Source organism: Flavobacteriales bacterium, assembly GCA_016712535.1.
GTDB lineage: Bacteria > Bacteroidota > Bacteroidia > Flavobacteriales_F > PHOS-HE28 > PHOS-HE28.
On the sequence record JADJQW010000002.1, the window covers coordinates 349,635 to 371,966 of the forward strand.

The window sequence follows — 22,332 nt, forward strand, 5'->3', positions numbered from 1 at the left end:
CAGAGGGCTAGGCGCGTAAAACTCTGCGCTCGATTCTCCACGCGGCGGTGAGAAACGAAGAGAGCAGTACCGCGCGCAGGCCATATTCCGCGGCACCTGCCAGCGGAATCTGTTCGCTCCCCCACCAGATCACCACCGCCCCCGCCATGTACAGCAGCACGCGTCCCACGTTGTAGGGCACCGGCCAGTGCTTCTGCCCCCAAACGTAGCTGAGCGCGGTCATGGCGGCGTAGCAGATGAGCGTGGCCCACGCGCTGCCCAGGTATCCGAGCCAGGGCACGAGAGCGATGTTGCCCACGAGCGTGAGCGCCGCGCCGACCAAGGCCAGCTTGCCCGCCACGCGCGTGCGGTCCGTGACCTTGTACCACACGCTCTGGTTGTAGTAGATGCCGAGGAAGACGTTCGCCAGCATGATGATGGGCACGATGCGCAAGCCTTCCCAGTACGCGGGGTTCGGGATGAACCACTTGAAGAGATCGAGGAAGAGCATCACCACCAGGAAGGCGCTCATGCAGAACGCGACGAACAGGTTGTTGATGCGCGCGAAGGTCTCCTTGCTCTTGGGGTCGTGCGCGCGGCTGAAGAAGAAAGGCTCAGCCGCGAAGCGGAACGCCTGGATGAAGAGTGTGATCAGCACCGCCAGCTTGTAGCACGCGCCGAAGACGCCGAGGTCATGGTCGGCGGTCTCCGCCGGCAGCAGGTATTTCAGCAGCACGCGACTGCCCATCTCATTCACCATGCCCGCGAGGCCGGCAAGAACGAGCGGAGCGGCGAACACGAGCATGGGTCGAACGAGCCTCGGATCGCGCATGGTAATGGAGGGCCATTGCGGCAGGAGCAAGAGCATCTTCACAATGCTCGCTACGAGGTAGGCGAGGAAGACATAGCCCACACCGAAGGATGGATCGTACACGGCTTCAATCAACGCGTTGCTTTCTCCTGCCTTGTGCTTGGGCATGCAGTAGGCGAGGAAGAAGAGGCTCACGACGATGTTCACGCCTACATTCATCATGTTGATGAGCACGAAGCGCCACGCGCGGTTCTCCTGTCGCAGGCGTGCCATAGGGATCGCGGTGATGGCATCGAGGCCGAGCGTGATGCCGAGCATGAGCACGGTGCTCGAGAAGGCGCCGTAGCCGGACCAATCGGCGATGGGCGATGCGCACAGCGCGATCACTGCCGTGAAGACGAGCGCGATGAACGCGACGATGTGGAACGCCGTGCCGTAAGCGCGCTTCTGGTCGATGCCGTCTTTGGTGGCGTAGCGGAAGAAGGTCGTCTCCATGCCGAAGCTGAGGACGATGTTGAGGAAGGCGCTCCAGCCGAGGAAGTAGGTGATCACGCCGAAATCATCAGGCGCGAAGACCGCCTTGCTCGTGTACAGCGGCGTGAGCAGGAAGTTGAGGAAGCGCGCAACGATGCTGCTCAGCCCGTAGATGGCTGTCTGGCCGGCGAGTTTGCGGAGGGCGCTCATCGATCATCCACAGCAGACGCAGATGTCACAGATAGCGCTTGTTCCATCGGGTCAATTCGCGCAGTTGGTGATTCGTATTGTGCCATCCGCGTTTTCTGTGGATCACGCCCCCGTGAACTCCGCCTTCCGCTTCTCCATGAACGCGCTCGTTCCCTCCTGAAAGTCCGCCGTGCCGAAGCACTTGCCGAATTCCTCGATCTCGCGCGCGAGGCCGTCGGCGCCGGGTTCGTAGCCGGCGTTCACCGCGCGGATGGCAGCGCCCAACGCCGAGGGACTGTTCTTCGCGATGGCCGCAGCGAGCTCGTTGCACTTGGTCATGAGCTGATCCTGGGGAACAACGTGGTTCACCAGTCCCCATTGCAGGGCCTCATCGGCCTTGATCATGCCCGCCGCACCGAGGAAGATCATCTCCATGGCTTTGCCCTTTCCAACAAGCCTTGCGAGGCGCTGCGTTCCGCCGTAGCCGGGTATAACGCCCAGTCCGACTTCGGGCAGGCCCAGCTTGGCATTGTCGCTGGCCACGCGGAAATGGCAGCTCATGGCCAGCTCCAGCCCGCCGCCCAAGGCAAAACCATTCACTGCCGCGATAACCGGTTTGTTCAGGCGCTCCACATGGCTGAAGAGCTTGGTGTGGCCATCGGCGCTGAGCGCACGACCCTCTTCCATGCTGAAGTGGGCGAACTCCTTGATGTCGGCGCCGGCCACGAAGGCCTTCGGTCCGCTGCCGGTGATGATGAGCACGCGCACGCTCCTGTCGGCCTCGGCCTCGTTGAGCGCGCTATCCAGCTCGTCGATGGTGGCGCGGTTGAGCGCGTTGAGCTGGTCGGGGCGGTTGATGGTGATGGTGCGGATGCCATCGGCATCGGACACCAATAGGTTCGTGTATGGCATCGGCTCAAATGTACCGGCCTAACGGTGCAACGGCAGCTCCACGAAGAAACGCGTGCCTTGGCCCTCATCGCTCTCGAACCACACGCGGCCACCGGCCTGCTCCACCATGCGCTTCACCATGGCCAAGCCCAGCCCCATGCCGCTGCTCTTGGTGGTGAAGCTCGGGGTGAAGATGCGGTCACGCGCTTCCGTCGGGATCCCTGCGCCATTGTCGCGCACTTCGATCCGCGCCCGTGATACCTCGCGCCGTGCGATCACATCGATGCGGCCATCATGGTCCTCGGGCATGGCTTGCACGGCATTCTTGAGCAGGTTGTTCAGCACGCGCAGCATGTGCTCACGATCGGCCAGCACGGGCAACGGGCCTTCTTCCTGATGCGTGATGGCGATGCCCGGCGAAGCATGGAATACGTCCACGGCGGCGCGCACCACTTCGCACAGGTCGAGCTCGGTGGGCGACGCGGCGGGCATCTGCGCGAATTGCGAGAAGGCCGAGGCCACGCCGTTGAGCGTATCGATCTGCTCCACCATGCTCTTCGCGAAGCGGTCGACGCGCTCCTTCGCGTCCGGGGCCTTCGGATCGAAGGTGTATTGGAAGTGCTGGATGCCGAGCTTCATCGGTGTGAGCGGGTTCTTCACCTCATGCGCCACTTGCCGCGCCATCTCCCGCCACGCGCTTTCCCGTTCACTGCGCGCCAGGCGCTCAGCGCTCTCACGCAGTTCTTCCACCTTCTGGTTGTAAACGGCCACCAGCTCGCCCACCTCATCGTTGCCCCGGTAATGGATGGGCTGATTGCTGCCGCGCAGGGCGACGCGGGCCAGTGCGCGCTTGAGCACATCGAGGGGCCGCGTGGTCCAGTTGCTGATGAAGACCGCGAGCAGCACGCTCAGCGCGAAGAGCAGCACGAAGAGGTTCACAACCGCCACCAGCAGTTGCGCTCGCTCTTCCGATTGCTGTGCTTGGTCGGCGAAGCTGGGCAGCGCGAGGAAGGCTTGCCCCTTGCCCTTGCTGTCGAGAACCGGCAGATAGGCCGTTCTGAAGCCTGCCGTGCCCACGCGCTCCTGGTGAACGAAGGCGCTCTGCTGCCGGATGGCCAGGCGGGCATAGGCGCTGTGGTCCATGCGGGGGCCGAGCAGTCCTTGCGAGAGCATCTGCGGCCGCGTTGATGCCAGCCAGCGTCCGTCGGGCGCATACAGTGTGAGATCGGTGAAGTAGGCGTTGCCGAGCTGGCTGAGCAGATAGTTCAGGTAGCCGGCGTAAGCATCGCTATCGATGCGCTCATCGCCGATCCGACGGCGCAATTCCTCGCTCACGGCCCGCGCCTTGTCCAGGGAGGCGTTGGCTTCGCGCTCCTCGAACTGGCGCGTGAGCAGGCGCTGCGACCCGATCCCGAAGAACATGAGGCCCGTGATCGCAAAGAGCACCAGTGCCGCGCGCACCTTGGTGCCGATGCCGAGGTCCGGCAAGGTGCCGGTGAGCGCCGCGTGCGCGCCGAGCGCGATCAGCATCAGGAGCCCGAACAGCGTGAAGAGGTAACTGAAGGTGGTGATGCGGTCCAGGAAGGTGCGGTGGGGCAGGCCGAGCACCATCACCACGTTGCCGCCCACGGCTTTCGCCAGGAAATCCTGGCCACTCTCCACATACCACAGCTCATCGTCTAAGGCGCGGCTCCACCGCTGCGGGTGCGATACGGGACCGCGGCGGTCCATGAGGAGTCCATTGACGTAGCGAGCCTGCGAGTAGCGCTCTGTGCGTCGCGCGAGCTCATCCGTGCCCGCGAGCAGGAGGTCGGGGAACCCGGCGCCTTGCGAGAGCGAGCGCGGCTTCAGCTCCAACACGAGCTGGGCGGGCGGCGCACTGTCATGGGGCATGATGGCGATGCGCGCATGGTAATACAGCTCCCCGCCGATCCGCTCGTCCACGAAAAGGTCAGGCATGTCGCTGATGCCTGCAGGGAAGGCCGCCGAATCAACCGTGAAGCCGAGCGGCGCATCGAGGTCGGTGGCGCAGCGGAGCTCACCTTGGGGATCGTAGCCGAAGAGGCGCAGGTCATAGCGCTCCCAATACCCGCTGAGGTGCGGCTGCTTCACGAGCTTCTCCAAGTCGTTGGGGTCACAGTATTCGCCGCTGGAGAAGAGGCGATAGAGATTCAGGTCGCGGCGGATGGCAGGTGCGCTGTCGCGGAAAAGCTGCTCAAGCACTGGGTCCTCCCGCATAGCAAGGCGCTCAGCGAGCACGGAGCGCTCATTGCGCTCGCGTTCGCCCATGTGCTTGGCGATGATGTGCGTGCTGGTGCCCGCGAGGACAGTCAACAGGAGCACGCCTTGCAGGAAACCGAAGGCCAGCGCCCGCCCGACAAGGAAGATCGCCATCCCGGCCAAAGGCCATAGGAAGAGAACAGTATCACGCACGCCGGATAGATGATGCACCAGGATTGAGGCACCAGCGGCCAATAGAGCCGGACCCGCGAGCCGGCGAACGGTGCCCGGCGCGAGAAGCCTCGTCGCGGCCAATGCGGTCAAGCACCATCCCGCCATCAACAGGGCCACCACCAACAAGGCCACCGCCCCGAAGGCCCCAAGGCCCTGGATATGATACAGGTCCAGATCGATGGTGCTGCTGCCCACCAGCCCGATGGTGAGCCAAGTGACGGCAGCCGCCTGAAAGAGCGGGATGCTCAGCACAATGAAAGTGGTCACCCGATTCGGGTTAAATCCGATCGGACGCGCAGCGTGTAGGGCGAATAGGGAACCGAGGCCCAATAGGGCTGAATTGATGACCAGGTCCCCAAGGGACGGGAACCACCAGCCTGTGGCGTACACGGCCGGGTCGAAGAGCGGCCAGCGATCGAAGGGCGCGGAATGGCCGAAGGCGAGCGAGAGCCAGCGCAGCAGGACCAGGCCGGCGATGAACACCGCGACGGCCAGCAGTCTTCTCCGGTTCAGCAGCAGCCCGCAGGCCTTCCACAAGGCAGCGATCAATAGAACGGAAGCGCAAGCGATGAGCGCGGCGCGCCACCATAACCAGGCCCCGAGCTCCATGGCGCCGTCGCGCCAGGCCACGCGGAGCGGTGCTGTGGTGGCACCGGCCCCGATATCAACCCCAGGCCGAGCAAAGGGCACGGCCATCAGGCCCTCAGCTGCGCCCAAGGATGGATGGAAGCCCTCACGGAGGTATCGGTTCTGTACACGCGGCGCGCTCCAGACTGGCCGCCCGGCCTTGACCATCATGCTGCCGATGCGCACGGACGCAAGCAGTCTTACTCCTTGACCCGGTTCCCCGTATCCGTTCAGGTCGCCTGACCAAGCCATCAGGCTATCGTCCACCTCGACATGGATCAGGGTGCCAGTCCGCTCCCGCTCCTTTTCGAGCAGCTCCGCCTGCCGATCCATCCAAGCCCCGGGGCCCAAGGATGACACGAGGCGGGCTTGCTCTTCCACCAGCGCATTCAACTCATTCTGGGCTGCCTCGATGCGATGTTCCAATCGCGCGGCAGCCGCGCTCAGTCGCGTTTCTGGGTCAGGCTCATCGATCAGCACCGCGAGGGTGGCGAAAAGAGCGCCCAGCAGCAACAGGAGCAGTGGACGGGACATAGAGCGCTGGCGTGGAGGGATGCGCCAAAGTACGGGGGTAGGTATGGCCATTCCTCTTCGACCATCACCAGGCCCCGGGCACAGCACGGCTCAGAAGCTGGCGACAGGCGGGCGCGGCTCGTCGACGAACGAACCCCGCTGGCCGGTCTGCGTAGAACGGCACCGGCCCGCCACTCACGGGCTGACCTTATCGAATGAAAAAGGCACTGCTCTTAGTGCTTGGACTGCTCCTTACCGGGCTCATCCAGGCACAGACGGGGACCGAGTTCTGGATGGCTCCGCCCGATGTCACCCTTCGGCACAACATGCCTGGGGATGAGCCGATCTTCCTGAACGTGACCACGGGCAATGCGGCCGCGACCGTCACGGTTTCGCAGCCCGCCAACCCGGCCTTCAATGGAGGCAGCCCGATCGTGCTCAACGTGCCGGCCAATTCGGCCGTGCGCCACAACATGACGGCGCTGAAGGCCCAGTTGGAGACGCGCCCAACCAACAGCATCCGTAACACCGGCCTTCGGATCCAATCCACGGCCAACATCACCTGCTATTACGAATCGAGCAATACGAACAACCCGGACATCATGGCGCTCAAGGGCGCCAACGGCCTGGGCACCGAGTTCTACATCCCGCTGCACAAGCACGCCCCCTTCTACAACCACAGCTTCGTTCCGAACAACGCAGACCTCGCCTTCGCTTCGTTCGATATCGTCGCAACCGAGAACAACACCAACGTGCTGATCTATTCACCGGTAGCGGTGGATGGCCACCCGGCGCTGACGCCTTGGACGGTCACGCTCAACGCGGGCCAGACCTATTCAACGGCGAACACCACGCCTGCCACGCACACCGATCCCATGACGCACCCCTCGGGTGCTGTGGTGCTTTCGGACAAGCCGGTCGCGGTCTCCATCAAGGATGACTCGAACCACAACCCTTCGGGCGGCTGCTATGACCTGATGCTCGACCAGATCGTGCCGGTGAACATCCTGGGCACGGAGTACGTGGCGGTGAAAGGCGCACTGAACAACAACGGCGACGAGTCGCTCTTCGTGATGGCCGTGCAGAACAACACGCAGGTCTTCATCGATGGCAGCGCAACGCCGGTGGCCACGCTCTTCGCAGGGCAGTACTACCGCCACGACATGGATTACCTGGCGGGCGCGGCCAACAACGCCACATTGGTCACGGGCTCGAAGCCGCTCTACGCCATCCACGTCACCGGTTTCGGCTGCGAGCAGGGCATGGCGATCCTGCCTCCGCTCAATTGCGCGGGCAGCACGCAGCTCAGTTTCACGCGATCCACCTCAGAATCGTTCTTCTTGAATCTGCTGGTGCGGAATGGATCTCAGAACGACTTCGTGGTGACGGGACCCGGTACGGCGACGATACCGGGTTCTGCCTTCCAAGCGGTTCCCGGAACGGGAGGCCAATGGATGGCCGCTCGGATCCAATACAACACCACGCAGGTGCCGGTGAACCAGGCCTTCATCGTGACCAACACCTCCGATGTGTTCTCGCTCGCGATCATCAACGGCGGGGCATCATCGGGCTGCCGCTACGGTTTCTTCTCGGAGTTCGCCGGGCAGATCAACGTGAGCGCCGGTGCGGACCAGACGCGCTGCGCGAATGAGACGGTATCGCTCACTGGAACGGTCTCCGGCGGAAGCACCACGGGGATCTGGACCACCAACGGCAGCGGCACCTTCACTCCAAGCCCCACCTCACTGAATGCCACCTACGAGCCCAGCATCGGCGACCTCGCGATCGGCAGCGTGACCCTGACCCTGACCTCCACCGGCCCTTGCACACCGTCGAGCGATCAGATGGTGGTGACCTTCTCGCCCCTGCCGATCCCCGATGCCGGACCGGATCGGTCGGTGTGCCTCAACAACACCACCGTGCAACTGGCGGGCAGCGTGCTGAATGCTGTCGGTGGCGTATGGACCACGGCCGGCAGCGGGAGCTTCCTTCCCAGCAACAGCAACTTGAACGCCACCTACACGCCCTCGGCAGCAGACCTGCTCGCGGGCCAGGTGTGGATCCGCTTGACATCCACGGGCAACGGCGTTTGCCAGGCGGTGATGGACAGCCTGCTCGTGACCTTCACGCCTGCGCCCACCGTGAATGCCGGCTCCGCGATCACGCGCTGCGCGAACAATGCGGTGGCGCAGCTGAACGGCTCGTTCACCGTGGCCACAGGCGGCATCTGGAGCGGCGGCGCGGGATCCTTCGATCCCAGCACCACCAACATGTCGGCGCAATACACGCCCACTGCGGCCGAGATCGCAAACGGAAGCGTGACGCTCACGCTCACCACCACGGGCAACGGCACCTGCAATGCGGTGAGCAGCAATGTGACGATCAGCTTCACGCCGGCTCCTGTGGTGAATGCCGGTGCGCCGGTATCGGTGTGCGCGAACAACGCGCAAGTGTCGCTGAGCGGATCGGTGACCAATGCCTCGGGCGGCATCTGGAGCGGCGGCACCGGCACATTCACGCCGAACAACACCACGCTCAACGCCACCTACACGCCTTCTGCCGCTGAGATCGCCGCAGGCAATTTGACGCTCACGCTCACAAGCACCGGCAATGGCAACTGCCTGCCTGTTTCGAGCGATCGCGTGATCACCTTCACGCCCGCACCCACGGTGAATGCCGGCCCCAACGGAACGGTATGCGCGAACAACAGCGCGATCACCCTTGCGGGTTCTTTCACCGGCGCAACGGGTGCCGTGTGGAGCGGCGGCACGGGCACTTACAGCCCGAACAGCACCAGCATGAACGCGGTGTACACGCCGAGCCCGGCGGAGCGCGCCGCCGGAACGGTTACGCTCACGCTGACGACGGTCGGGAATGGCACCTGCAACGCTGAGAGCGCACAGGTCACCTACACCATCACGCCGGCGCCAACGGTGAATGCCGGTCTCGATCGGGTGGTGTGCGCGAACAACGCAGCGGTGACCCTGAACGGCAGCTTCACCGTGGCCACGGGCGGCGTGTGGAGCGGTGGCGCAGGCACCTTCGACCCCAGCACCACCAACATGAACGCGACCTACACGCCCACGGCGGCGGAGATCGCGAACGGCAGCGTGACGCTCACGCTAACCAGCACGGGCAACGGGGGCTGCGTTGCGGTGGGTGATCAAATGACCATCAGCTTCACCCCAGCACCAGTGGTGAATGCGGGTGCTCCGGTATCGGTGTGCGCGAACAACGCAGCGGTGACCTTGAACGGCAGCGTGACCGGTGCGACCGGTGGCGCCTGGAGCGGTGGTGCGGGCATCTACAACCCGGACAACACCACGCTGAATGCGACCTACACGCCCACTGCTGCCGAGATCGCAGCAGGCACCTTGACCTTGACGCTGACGAGCACGGGCAACGGCACCTGCAACGCGGTGAGCAGCAACCGCGTGATCACCTTCACGCCTGCACCGGTGGTGAATGCCGGTCCGAATGGAACGGTGTGCGCGAACAACAGCGCGATCACCCTCGCGGGCTCCGTGACCGGTGCCTCCGGTGGAGCCTGGAGCGGCGGTGCGGGCACCTACTCGCCGAACAATGCAACGCTGAATGCGACCTACACGCCCACCGCCGCCGAACGCGCTGCGGGCAGCGTGACGCTCACGCTCACCAGCACCGGCAACGGCACCTGCAATGCCGTGAGCGATCAAGTGCTTTGGACCATCACGCCTTCGCCGACCGCGAATGCCGGCGCCACGCAGACGCTCTGCGCGAATAACCCCGTCGCCACGCTGAACGGCAGCTTCACCGTCGCGACCGGTGGCGTTTGGAGCGGCGGCAACGGCAGCTTCAGCCCCAGCACCACGAACATGAACGCGACTTACACGCCCACGGCGGCGGAGATCGCGAACGGCAACGTGACGCTCACGCTCACCACCACGGGCAACGGTTCGTGCAACGCGGTGAGCAGCAACGTCACCTTGAACTTCACGGCGGCGCCGGTGGTGGATGCGGGCGCTCCGGCCACCTTCTGCGCGAACAACGCCAACATCGCCTTGAATGGCAGCGTCACCGGGGCCACCGGCGGCGTTTGGAGCGGCGGCTTGGGCAGCTTCACGCCGAACAACACCACCCTCAATGCCACCTATTCGCCGACCGCTGCGGAGATCGCGGCAGGTACCTTGACCTTGACGTTGACGAGCACGGGCAACGGCAATTGCATCGCTGTTTCCGACAGCCGCGTGATCGCCTTCACGGCAGCGCCCACGGTGAATGCCGGTGCGAACGGAACGGTGTGCGCCAACAACGCCACCATCAGCTTGAACGGCAGCGTGACCGTTGCCACCGGCGGGATCTGGAGCGGTGGCACGGGCACCTTCACTCCGAGCAACAGCACGCTGAACGCCACCTACACGCCCAGCGCTGCTGAACTCACCGCAGGCACGGTGACGCTCACGCTCACCACGGTGGGCAATGGCAACTGCTCGCCGGTGAGCGCGAACGTGACCTATGCGATCACGCCGGCACCAACGGTGAATGCCGGCGCGGATCAGACGCGCTGCGGCAACAATGCCAGCACGACCCTCAATGGCAGTTACACCGTGGCCACCGGTGCCATCTGGAGCGGCGGCGCAGGCAGCTTCTCGCCGGGCGCCACCAGCGTGAATGCCGTGTACACGCCGACCGCAGCAGAGATCGCCAACGGCAGCGTGACCCTCACGCTGACCACCACCGGTGCCGGCACTTGCGTGCCGGTATCGGATGACATGACGATCAGCTTCACGCCCGCGCCCACGGCCAATGCCGGTGCGCCGCTCACGCTCTGCGCGAACAATGCCAGCGTGGCCCTGAATGGCAGCGTGACCCTCGCCACCGGCGGCGTTTGGAGCGGCGGCTTGGGCACCTTCAGCCCGAACAACACCTCGCTGAACGCGACCTACACGCCAACGGCTGCGGAACTCGCGAACGGCACCCTTACGCTGACCCTGACCACTACGGGCAACGGTACCTGCAATCCAGCCACCAGCGACCGCGTGATCACCTTCACGCCTGCACCGGTAGTGAATGCCGGCATCGGCGGAACGGTGTGCGCGAACAACAGCGCCATCGCCCTGAACGGTTCCGTTGCCGGCGCCACGGGCGGCGCATGGAGCGGCGGCACGGGCACTTACAGTCCGAGCAACACCGCCTTGAACGCGGTGTACACGCCCAGCGCCGCTGAACGAGCTGCGGGAAGCGTGACTCTGACATTGACCTCCACAGGCAACGGACTGTGCAATCCGGTGAGCAGCCAAGTGACCTGGACGATCTCGCCGCCGCCGACCGTGAACGCCGGCCCTGCGCAGACGCTTTGCTCGAACAATCCGGTTGCGACCCTCAGCGGAGGCTTCACTGTGGCCACGGGAGCGATCTGGAGCGGCGGGTCGGGCAGCTTCTTCCCGAGCAATACCAACATGAACGCGACCTACACGCCCACGGCGGCAGAGATCGCGAACGGCAGCGTCACCTTGACGCTCACCACCACCGGCAATGGCCTGTGCAATGCGGTGAGCAGCAACGTCATCCTGAGTTTCACACCATCGCCCACAGCGAATGCAGGTGCTGATGCTTCGCTGTGCGTGAACAACCCCACGGTGAGCCTGAATGGCGCCGTGACCGTGGCAACAGGCGGTCTCTGGAGCGGCGGTGCGGGATCCTTCACGCCGAACAACACCACGCTCAACGCCACCTACACGCCCACACCAGCGGAACTCGCAGCGGGCACCTTGACGCTCACGCTCACCACCACGGGCAACGGCACCTGCAACGCGGTATCGAGCAGCCGTACCATCACCTTCACGCCAGCGCCGATCGTGAGCGCGGGGAGCAATGGAACGGTATGCGCGAACGCACCGCTGATCAGCTTGAACGGCAGCGTGAGCGGCGCCACCGGCGCGATCTGGAGCGGCGGCGCGGGCACCTTCACGCCGAACAGCACCACGCTCAATGCGACCTACATGCCTACAGCTGCGCAGATCGCTGCGGGCACGGTAACCCTCACCTTGACTTCTGCCGGCAACGGCAATTGCAATGCGGTGAGCAGCAATGTCACATTCAGCATCACGCCTGCACCCACGGCCAATGCGGGCAGCAACCTCACGCTCTGCTCCAACAACCCAGCGGCTGCGCTGAATGGCAGCGTGACCGTTGCGACCGGCGGGACCTGGAGCGGCGGCAACGGCACCTTCAATCCGAGCAACACGAATCTGGGCGCGGTGTACACACCGAGCGCGGCCGAGATCGCGAACGGCAGCGTGATCCTCACGCTCACCACCACGGGCAACGGCCTGTGCAGCGCAGTGAGCGATGATGTGCTCCTCACATTCACGCCTGCTCCGACGGTGAACGCAGGTGCGGATGCGTCGATCTGCGCGAACAACCCCGTCGTGTCCTTGAATGGGACGGTGGGCGGTGCAACGGGTGGGGTCTGGAGCGGCGGCAACGGCTCCTTCACGCCGAACAATACCGCATTGAACGCGACCTACACGCCGACCCCGGCGGAGATCGCCAACGGCATCGTCACGCTCACGCTGACCACCACGGGCAATGGCAACTGCAACGCGGTTTCCGCGAACAAGGTGATCACCTTCACGCCAGCGCCAACGGTGAATGCTGGCACGAGCGGGACCGTGTGCGCGAACGCTCCGCTGATCAGCTTGAATGGCAGCGTGGTTGGGGCGACCGGCGGCGTTTGGAGCGGTGGCGGGACGTTCAGTCCGAGCAACACGGCGCTGAACGCGACCTGCACGCCCACGGCAGCGCAGATCGCAGCTGGCACGGTGACGCTCACGCTGACCAGCACGGGCAACGGCAACTGCAACGCGGTGAGCAGCAATGTCACCTTCAGCATCACACCCGCGCCTACGGTGAACGCAGGCCCGAATCAGACGCTGTGCTCGAATAACCCGGTGGCCACCCTGAGTGGCAGCTACACGGTCGCATCCGGAGCGATCTGGAGCGGCGGTGCGGGCACCTTCAGCCCAAGCCCAGCCAACATGAACGCGACCTACACGCCCACGGCGGCGGAGATCGCGAACGGCAACGTGACGCTCACCCTCACCACCACGGGCAACGGCTCTTGCAATGCCGTGAGCAGCAACGTCGTGTTGTCCTTCACGCCTTCCCCCACGGTGAATGCGGGACCAGCCGCCTCCTTCTGCGCGAACAATGCCGCCATTCCCCTGAACGGCAGCGTGACCGTTGCGACCGGCGGCATCTGGAGCGTCGGCCTCGGCAGCTTCACGCCGAACAACACCGCGCTCAATGCGACTTACACGCCCACCCCTGCGGAGATCGCATCGGGCACGGTGACCCTCACGCTCACGAGCACGGGCAACGGCAATTGCACGGCTGTTTCCGACAGCCGCGTGATCACCTTCACGCCTGCGCCAACAGTGAATGCCGGGGCGAACGGGACGGTGTGCGCGAACAACGCCACCATCAATCTGAACGGCAGCATCACGGTCGCCACGGGCGCCATCTGGAGCGGCGGCACGGGCACCTTCAGTCCGAATAACAGCACACTGAACGCCACCTACTCACCGAGCGCCGCTGAACGCGCCGCAGGCTCAGTTACGCTCACGCTCACCACGGTGGGCAACGGCAATTGTTCACCGGTGAGCGACCAGGTGACCTACACGATCACGCCAGCACCCACCGCGAACGCGGGTGCCGACCGCGTGCTCTGCGCGAACAATCCCTCGACGGGATTATCCGGTGCGTTCTCCATCGCTACGGGCGGAGTCTGGAGCGGCGGCAGCGGCACCTTCGATCCGAGCACCACGAACATGAGCGCGATCTACACGCCGACGGCGGCCGAGATCGCGGCAGGCAGCGTGACCCTGACCCTGACCACCACGGGCAATGGACTCTGCAATGCGGCCACCGACCAGATGGTGATCACCTTCACGGATGCGCCCACGGCGAACGCAGGTCCGAACGTGACGGTGTGCGCGAACAACGCGGCGGTTGCGCTGAATGGCAGCGTGGTGACCGCGTCGGGCGGGACCTGGAGCGGCGGCACGGGGACCTTCTCACCGAATGCGAACACGCTGAACGCCACCTACACGCCCGGTGCTGCGGACATCGCTGCTGGCCAGGTGATGCTCACGCTCACCACCACCGGCAATGGCAATTGCGCGCCAGCTACATCGACGCGCATCATCACCTAAACGCCTGCGCCGATCGTGAATGCGGGTGCGAACGGCACCGTCTGCGCCAATGCGGCCACCATCAACCTGAACGGCTCGGTTGCCGGTGCCGTGGGCGGTGTGTGGACCGGGGGCGCTGGTGTGTTCTCCCCGAACAGCATCACCCTGAACGCCACCTACACGCCGACCGCGGCGGAGATCGCCAATGGCAGCGTAACCCTCACGCTTACCTCCGCCGGCAACGGCCTGTGCAATCCGGTGAGCAGCCAGGTCACCTATACCATCACGCCAGCGCCCACGGTGAATGCGGGGGCGGATCAAACGCTCTGCGGGAACAACGCGAACGCGGTACTGAATGCCACGGTCACTGTTGCCACGGGCGTGCAGTGGTCCGGTGGCTCTGGCCTTTACGCTCCGGGCAGCACGGCGCAGAACATCACGTACATGCCTTCGCCGATCGAGATCGCCAATGGCAGCGTGACGCTCACCGTGACGACCACGGGCAATGGCAATTGCGCCGCGGTATCCGACCAGGTGACGCTCACCTTCACCAATGCGCCCATTGCGAATGCCGGTCCTGACCAAACGGTCAGCTCGAACAACGCGAACACCACCCTGGCTGGTTCCTTCAGCGTGGCCACCGGGATCGTGTGGAGCGGTGGCGCGGGCACTTACAACCCGGACAACACCGCGGTGAGCGCGGTGTACACGCCTACTGCAGCGGAGATCGCCGCAGGCAGCGTGACGCTGACCATGACCACTACGGGAAATGGAGCCTGCGCGCCATCCAGCGATCAGATGACCATCACCTTCGGTGCGGCGCCCACAGCGAATGCGGGCCCCGATCAGACCATTTGCGCGAACAACGCCAGCGTAGCGCTGAACGGCGCGGTGACGATCGCCACGGGCGGCATCTGGAGCGGCGGCACGGGCACCTTCACCCCCAACAGCGCTGCGCTGAATGCGACCTACATGCCCAGCGCGACCGAGATCGCCGCGGGCACGGTGACGCTCACGCTCACCACGGTCGGCAACGGCAATAGCAATCCGGTGAGCGACCAGGTGGTGATCACCATCACGCCCGCGCCCGTTGTGAACGCCGGAGCGAACATCACGGTGTGCGGCAATCAATCGACCGCGCAATTGGCGGGTGTGGTGAACAATGCCACAGGCGGCATCTGGAGCGGCGGCGCGGGCACCTTCAACCCGAGCAGCAACAACCTGAATGCAACCTACACGCCTTCATTGGGCGAGATTGCATCAGGAACAGTAACGCTCACGTTGACCAGCACCGGGAATGGCCTGTGCAATGCGGTGAGCGACCAAGTGCTCATCGCCATTGCACCGACCCCCGCGGTTAATGCGGGGGCTGATGCCACGGTGTGCTCCAACAACGCTGCGGTGCAAATGGCTGCTTCCGTGAGCAATGCGGGCGGCGGGATCTGGAGCGGCGGCACCGGTGGCTTCTCGCCGAGCATCACGGCGCTGAACGCGGTGTACACGCCGAGCACCACGGAATTGAACAATGGATCCGTCACCCTGAACCTGACGAGCACCGGCAACGGCACCTGCGCGCAGGTCACCGACCAGGTCTTCATCGTCTTCACGCAAAGCCCGGTGGTGAACGCGGGGCTCGATCGCACGGTCTGCTCCAATGACCCTACGGTCGTCCTCAACGGCTCCTTGACGATCGCCACAGGAGGCGTGTGGAGCGGCGGCGGCGGGACCTTCACCCCGAACGCGAATGCGCTGAACGCGACCTACGTCCCGAGCCCGGCTGAAGTGGCCCTGGGCACGGCGACGCTTACGCTGACCAGCACCGGCAACGGGCTATGCAATGCCGTGAGCGACCAGATGGTGATCAGCATCATCGGTGCGCCTGTGGCCAATGCGGGCAGCGACCTCTTCGCGTGCAGCAACAATCCCCAGGTTCAACTGGGTGGAAGCGTGAGCGGAGCCGGCGGCGGACAATGGAGCGGCGGCTCGGGCACTTTCGCGCCGAGCATCGCGTCGTTGAATGCGGTTTACACGCCAACGCCCGCAGAGGTAGCGGCAGGCACCCTCACCCTCACGTTGACCACGATCGGCAATGGCAATTGCGTCGCGGTATCCGATGAGGTGCTGGTCACCTTCACTGCGGCCCCGACAGCGAATGCTGGTGCGGGCGGCGTGTTCTGCGCGAACAACGCGAGCATCCCCCTGAACGGCAGTGTGACCGTGGCCAATGGCGGCGCATGGTCGGGCGCGCAGGGCACCTTCAGCCCGAATGCCAATTCACTGAATGCGGTGTACACGCCGTCGGTTGGCGAGCTCGCCGCAGGCAGCGTGACCTTGACGCTGACCACCACCGGCAACAATGGCTGCACGGCTGTAAGCAGCCAGGTGACCTACACGTTCACGCCGGCGCCAACAGCCAATGCGGGCGCGGATCCGTTCAGCTGCGCGAACAATGCCACCGTCCAACTGAACGGTGAGGTCACGGTGGCGACCGGCGGTCTCTGGACCGGTGGAACAGGCGGCTTCAACCCGAACAACGGAACGCTGAATGCGACCTACACGCCGAGCGCTGCGGAGATCGCGGCGGGCAGCGCCACGCTCACGCTGACTACGGTGGGCAATGGCTCGTGCAACGCGGTGAGCGACCAGGTGGTGATCAACATCGCTCCTGCGCCGATCGTGAGTGCAGGTGCTGCGCTGCAGGCTTGCGCGAACAACGCCGCCGTGCAACTGAACGGATCGGTGCTGAATGCGGCAGGCGGCATATGGATCGGCGCTGGTTCATTCAGCCCGAATGCGAGCACGCTGAACGCGATCTACACCCCAACGGCGGCTGAGATCGCCAATGGAAGCGCAACGGTGACTTTGACCAGCGCGGGAAATGGCCTGTGCACGGCGGTCTCGAGCCAGGTGACCATCACCTACACGCCGGCACCCACGGTGGAAGCCGGCAATCCTCAAACACTCTGCGCCAACAATGCTGCTGTGCAGCTCGCAGGCAATGTTACCGGCGCCAACGGCGGCATCTGGAGCGGCGGTGCAGGCACTTTCGCGCCGGGCGCGAACGCACTGAACGGGGTTTACACGCCGAGCGGTTCCGAGGTCAACGCGGGCAATCTCTGGTTGTTCCTCACCTCCACCGGCAATGGCGGATGCAGCGCCGTGAATGATTCGGTGCAAGTGCTCTTCACGCCTGCTCCTACCATCAATGCCGGTGCCGATGCGAATGTCTGCGCCAACGCGCCGCAAGTCCAGCTGGAGGGAGCGGTGACTGTGGCCAGCGGTGGCGTGTGGAGCGCGGGCAACGGCACCTTCACGCCTAGCAGCGCCGCGCTGAACGCAACCTATGCACCGAGCCTGAGCGAGATCGCCGCAGGCCAGGTGACCTTGACGCTCACGAGTTCGGGCAACGGAAACTGCATCGCAGTGCAGGATGCGATGGTGATCACCATCGATCCGGTACCGGTGGTGAACGCAGGCCCTGACCAGGCGATCTGCGCGAACAACCCGAGCCTGCAACTGAATGGCTTCGTGGGCAATGCCCCGGGCGCGATCTGGAGCGGCGGCACGGGCAACTATGTGTCGGGTGCTGCAGCCACAGCCACGGAGTACATCCCGACCGCGGCCGAGATCGCTGCGGGCTCGATCACCTTCACGCTCACCAGCACGGGCACCACGATCTGCAGCGCCATGAGCGATCAGATGGTGGTCACCTTCACCGGGTCCCCGATCGTGGATGCCGGGCCTGACCAGGCGGTCTGCTCCAACAACAGCGCTGTTCAATTGAACGGCAACGTGATCAACGCCAATGGGGGCGCTTGGTCCGGCGGCAACGGAACTTATTCGCCGGCCAGCAACGTGTTCGCACCGGTCTACACACCCACCGCTGCTGAAGTGGCATCGGGGAGTGTGACCCTGACCTTGATGAGCACAGGCAATGGCAACTGCTTCGCGGTGAGCGATCAGGTGCTCATCACCTTCACGCCTGCACCTGTTGCGAATGCTGGAACTGACCTCAATGTCTGTGAGAACAACCCGGTGGTGAACCTGGCCGGTTCGATGACCGTGGCAACTGGCGGTGCATGGAGCGGTGGACTAGGTGCCTTCGCTCCGGATGCCAGCACGTTGAACGCACAGTACACGCTGACGCCCTTCGAGCTGCAGCAGGGAAGCGTTACGCTCACCTTGACCAGCACGGGCAATGGCAACTGCCTTGCGGTGAATGATCAGTTGACGATCACCGTGGCACCAGCACCAGCGGTGAGCGCTGGATCCGACATCACGGCTTGCTCGAGCGAACTGCAAGTGCCGTTGGGCGGTACGGTCAGCGGCGGCGCGAGCACCGGCCAATGGAGCACATCAGGCACGGGCATCTTCTCGCCGAGCGCGAACATGCTCAATGCGACCTACATCGCCAGCAGCCTCGATTCACTGAATGGGGGCGTGGACCTCACGCTCACCTCCACCAGCAATGGCCTTTGCACGAGCGTGAGCGACATGCTCACCCTCACCATCCTTCCCAACGCTGTCGCGAGCGCCGGTGCGGATCAGGCCATCTGCGCTACGCAAGGCACGATCAACCTGAACGGTGCGATCACCGGGAACGCCACGCAAGGCAGCTGGACCACCACGGGCGCGGGCAGCTTCTCACCGGGCCCGGATGCGGCGAACGCGGTGTATAGCATTGCGCCGAGCGATGCCGTGAACGGCACGGTCACCTTCACCTGGAGCGTGAACAGCTGCGACAACGCTTCTGATGAGATGGTGCTCACCATCACCCCAGAGTCGGTCGTCGATGCGGGAACGGACCAGGTGACCTGCGTGAGCGATCTGAGCATCCTGGTGAACGGCGCGGTCAGCGGCGCCTCTGCGACCGGTGCGTGGAGCACTCTGGGCACGGGCAGTTTCCAGAACGCGAGCACGGCACTCGCCAATATCTACAATGCGAGCACATCGGATTCGCTGGCCGCCGGCGTGGACCTGGTGCTGACCGCTACGAATACGGGCGCGTGCCCTGCAGCTTCGGATATCGTGCACATCGCCATCCTGCCCTTCGGCACCGTGAATGCTGGTGCCGACCTGAGCTTCTGCGCCAACAACGCAACGGTTGCGCTGAATGGCTCGCTCGTGGGCGATGCCACGCAGATCCAATGGACCAGTTCCGGCACGGGCGCTTTCTTCCCGAACAACGGAGTGCTCACGCCCACCTACATACCGAGCGCGCTCGACACGGCCATCGGCAACCTGACCCTCATGCTCAGCGCACTGAACAGCTGCAACAACGCCACCGATGCGATGCAGCTGACGCTCACCCCAGCGCCTTATGTGAATGCTGGTCCGGACCAGACCTACTGCAATCAGGTGACGCAATTCGATCTGAACGGAGCGATCAGCGGCATCACCGACATGGGCCAATGGACCACGAACGGCACAGGGACCATGTCGAGCGCCGGATCACTGAGCACCACGTACAACGCCAGCCCGGTCGATGTGGCTAATGGCCTGATCACCTTCACGCTGAGCTCATTGAACAACGGCAACTGCAACGCGGTCAGCGATCAGATGACGATCTACCTCACCAGCGGATTGGCCGCCGATGCAGGTCCTGACCAGAGCGCATGCGTGAGCAGCACCTATGCTCAGCTGCAAGGCCAGGTCATCAATGGGTCGCCATCGGGCACCTGGTCCGCCACGGGCACGGGCTCCTTCTTGCCGAGCGCCGATGTGACCAATGCGCAGTATCACTTCACGCCGACCGATATAGCGAACGGCAGTGTGGTGCTCACATTCCTCAGCACCAACACGGGCACCTGTCCGCCGGTGCAGGACCAGATGGTGCTCACCTTCGGCAACAGCAGCTTCGCTTATGCGGGTGCCGATCAAAGCCTCTGCGCCAATGCGCCGATCGCGCAGCTCGAAGGCAACTTCAGCGGCGGTGCCCAGGGAAGCGTGTGGAGCAGCAATGGATCGGGATTCTTCAGCAACAGCACCGACCCGAACGCCACCTACACACTGAGCGCGGCGGACATCGCCAATGGCGGTGTGCTGCTCACGCTCACGACGATCACCGATGGCACATGCGCGGTGGCCAGTGATGCGATGACCTTGAGCGTGCAAGCCTTGCCGAGCATCAATGCGGGCAGTGATATCGTGGCGTGCAGCGCTGCTCCGGTCCAGGTGGTGGCCAACGCGGTGAACACCCCTGGCGGAACCTGGAGCACATCGGGCAGCGGCACCTTCCTGGATGCGAATGCCCTGGCCACGCTCTATTACCCGAGCGCGGCAGACAGCGCGGTCGGCACGGTTACGCTCACGGTGACCACGACTGGGGTTGCGCCATGCAGCGCTGTATCGGATGAGCTGGTGATCAGCTTCGGAGGTGGTTTGGCCGCCACTGCGGGCGCTGATGTGATCGCGTGCAGCACCGAGCCGAACATCGTGCTGAACGGCATAGTCGCGGGCACGACAACAGGCCAGTGGAGCACCACGGGCACGGGCTCCTTCATGCCCAGTGCCACGGCGTTGGATGCCACCTATGTGCCCGGGGCGGCGGACTTCGTGATCGGCAACGTTTCATTGATCCTGAGCACCACCAACAATCAAGGCTGCGCCGCTGGCCGCGACACGCTGGTGGTGAGCTACCATGTGCCACCGGTGGTGAACGCTGGGGCGGATGAGCTGCTCTGCAATGGTCTGGAGGATGTTCAACTCAATGGGGTGGAACAAAATGCGGGCAGCGTGCAGTGGTTCACCACGGGCACAGGCAGCTTCAGCCCGGCGGCCGATGCGGCCAACGCGGTGTACGCGCCAACCGCAAACGATAGCATCGCAGGTGGGGTGTATTTGATCCTCACCGGCTTCGGAACAGGCACCTGTGGCAATCACAGCGACTCGCTCTTCATCGACATCGGCCCGACGCGCATCGCCGATGCCGGCAGCGACATCAATCTCTGCGCCGATGGGAACTTCTGGCAGATGGCAGGATCCGTGACCGGCGTGAGCGGCGGGGTTTGGAGCACCACGGGAGCGGGAACATTCCTCCCAAGCCCGACGGCGTTGTCCGCCACCTATGTGCCCAGCCAGACCGACCTGGTGTTCCAGCAGCTCCAGTTCGTGCTGTCCACCACAGGGAACATGGGATGTCCTGCGCATACCGATACGATGGTGGTGCATCTGCAAGCACCTCCCACGGTGAACGCGGGCGCCGACATCAACGTTTGCGATGCGAGCAGCGCGATCGACCTGAGCGGCTCCTTCACCGGCGCAGGCGGCGTGCTGTGGACCTCGAACGGATCGGGTGTGTTCGTGCCCAGCAACACGGCTGCGAATGCCAGTTATCAGCCTGGACCGACGGACGAGCAGAACGGCACGGTTCGCATGATCCTGACCACCACGGGCAACGCTTCCTGCGCTGCGGCGAGCGACACGCTCTTCCTCTCTTTCGTGAATCCCCTGCAGGCATCGTTCAGCGTCAGCAACGCGTGCGTGGGATCGCAGACCGTATTCACCAGCAACAGCACGACCAGTGGTTCGCCGATCATCGGCTGGACCTGGAGCTTCGGCAACGGGGCTACGGCGACGGGTCCGCAGGCCAGCACCTCGTTCGCCACGGCCGCGCAGTACAGCGCAACGCTGACCGTGTTCGCGCAGAATGGCTGCAGCCACACGACCACGCAGGTCTTCGACATCCTCGATGCACCGGTCGCTGGCTTCAGCATCAGTGGCGACCCCTACACCGACACGCCCATCGCGTTCGCGGACAGCTCCGTCGGCGCAACCAATTGGCACTACAGCTTCGGAGACGGGTCCGGCGCGATCAGCGCAGAGCCTACGCATGAGTATGCGCAGTCCGGGCAGTACGTCATCGTGCAAACGGTGACCAACGCGGCGGGCTGCACGGACCAGGATTCCTTGCTCATCGTCATCGAGGAGAAGGACATTCTTCCGCCGAAGCTCCCGAATGCCTTCAGCCCGAACGGCGACGGCGTGAACGATGTGTTCTACGTGCGCGGCGGTCCCTTCCTCACCATGGAGCTGAGGATCTACAACGGCTGGGGCGAAATGATCTTCGAGACCACGGACCCCGCATTCGGCTGGGACGGCACCTACAACGGCAAGCCGGAGATCAACGGCGTGTACGTGTACACCGTGGTCGCCACCTCGGTCGATGGCCTTGAGCATGACCGTTCCGGAAAAGTCACTTTGATCCGATAGCGCAACCCT

At 64.3% G+C, this 22,332-nt stretch carries 5 protein-coding genes; 2 read left to right on the plus strand and 3 right to left on the minus strand.

Annotation, left to right across the window (positions count from 1 at the left end; translation table 11 throughout):
* Positions 1-7: 7 nt before the first annotated feature.
* The 3 genes from IPK70_01450 to IPK70_01460 form a co-directional block, all read right to left on the minus strand.
* The gene (locus IPK70_01450) at positions 8-1,474 is read right to left on the minus strand and encodes a polysaccharide biosynthesis C-terminal domain-containing protein (protein MBK8225824.1); all 1,467 of its coding nucleotides are present in this window, start codon (positions 1,472-1,474) and stop codon (positions 8-10) included.
* A gap of 102 nt (positions 1,475-1,576) precedes the next feature.
* Positions 1,577-2,365: an enoyl-CoA hydratase/isomerase family protein gene (locus IPK70_01455; GenBank protein MBK8225825.1), complete on the minus strand. Its 789-nt coding sequence runs from the start codon at positions 2,363-2,365 to the stop codon at positions 1,577-1,579.
* Between the two features lie 18 nt (positions 2,366-2,383).
* Positions 2,384-5,959, minus strand: a complete 3,576-nt coding sequence (locus IPK70_01460) for a HAMP domain-containing histidine kinase (GenBank protein ID MBK8225826.1) — start codon at positions 5,957-5,959, stop codon at positions 2,384-2,386.
* A gap of 194 nt (positions 5,960-6,153) precedes the next feature.
* Here IPK70_01460 and IPK70_01465 point away from each other — a divergent pair, with 194 nt between their 5' ends.
* Both IPK70_01465 and IPK70_01470 read left to right on the plus strand, forming a co-directional pair.
* On the plus strand, positions 6,154-14,133 hold the full coding sequence (locus IPK70_01465; protein ID MBK8225827.1) for an IgGFc-binding protein: 7,980 nt from the start codon (positions 6,154-6,156) through the stop codon (positions 14,131-14,133).
* 15 nt (positions 14,134-14,148) lie between these two features.
* On the plus strand, positions 14,149-22,323 hold the full coding sequence (locus IPK70_01470) for a gliding motility-associated C-terminal domain-containing protein (GenBank protein MBK8225828.1): 8,175 nt from the start codon (positions 14,149-14,151) through the stop codon (positions 22,321-22,323).
* The last annotated feature ends 9 nt before the right edge of the window (positions 22,324-22,332 follow it).

Excerpts from the sequence above, each read along its gene's own strand:
- IPK70_01460 (MBK8225826.1), bottom strand. The coding sequence starts at position 5,959 with ATGTCCCGTCCACTGCTCCTGTTGCTGCTGGGCGCTCTTTTCGCCACC.
- IPK70_01450 (MBK8225824.1), bottom strand. The coding sequence starts at position 1,474 with ATGAGCGCCCTCCGCAAACTCGCCGGCCAGACAGCCATCTACGGGCTG.
- IPK70_01465 (MBK8225827.1), top strand. The coding sequence starts at position 6,154 with ATGAAAAAGGCACTGCTCTTAGTGCTTGGACTGCTCCTTACCGGGCTC.
- IPK70_01455 (MBK8225825.1), bottom strand. The coding sequence starts at position 2,365 with ATGCCATACACGAACCTATTGGTGTCCGATGCCGATGGCATCCGCACC.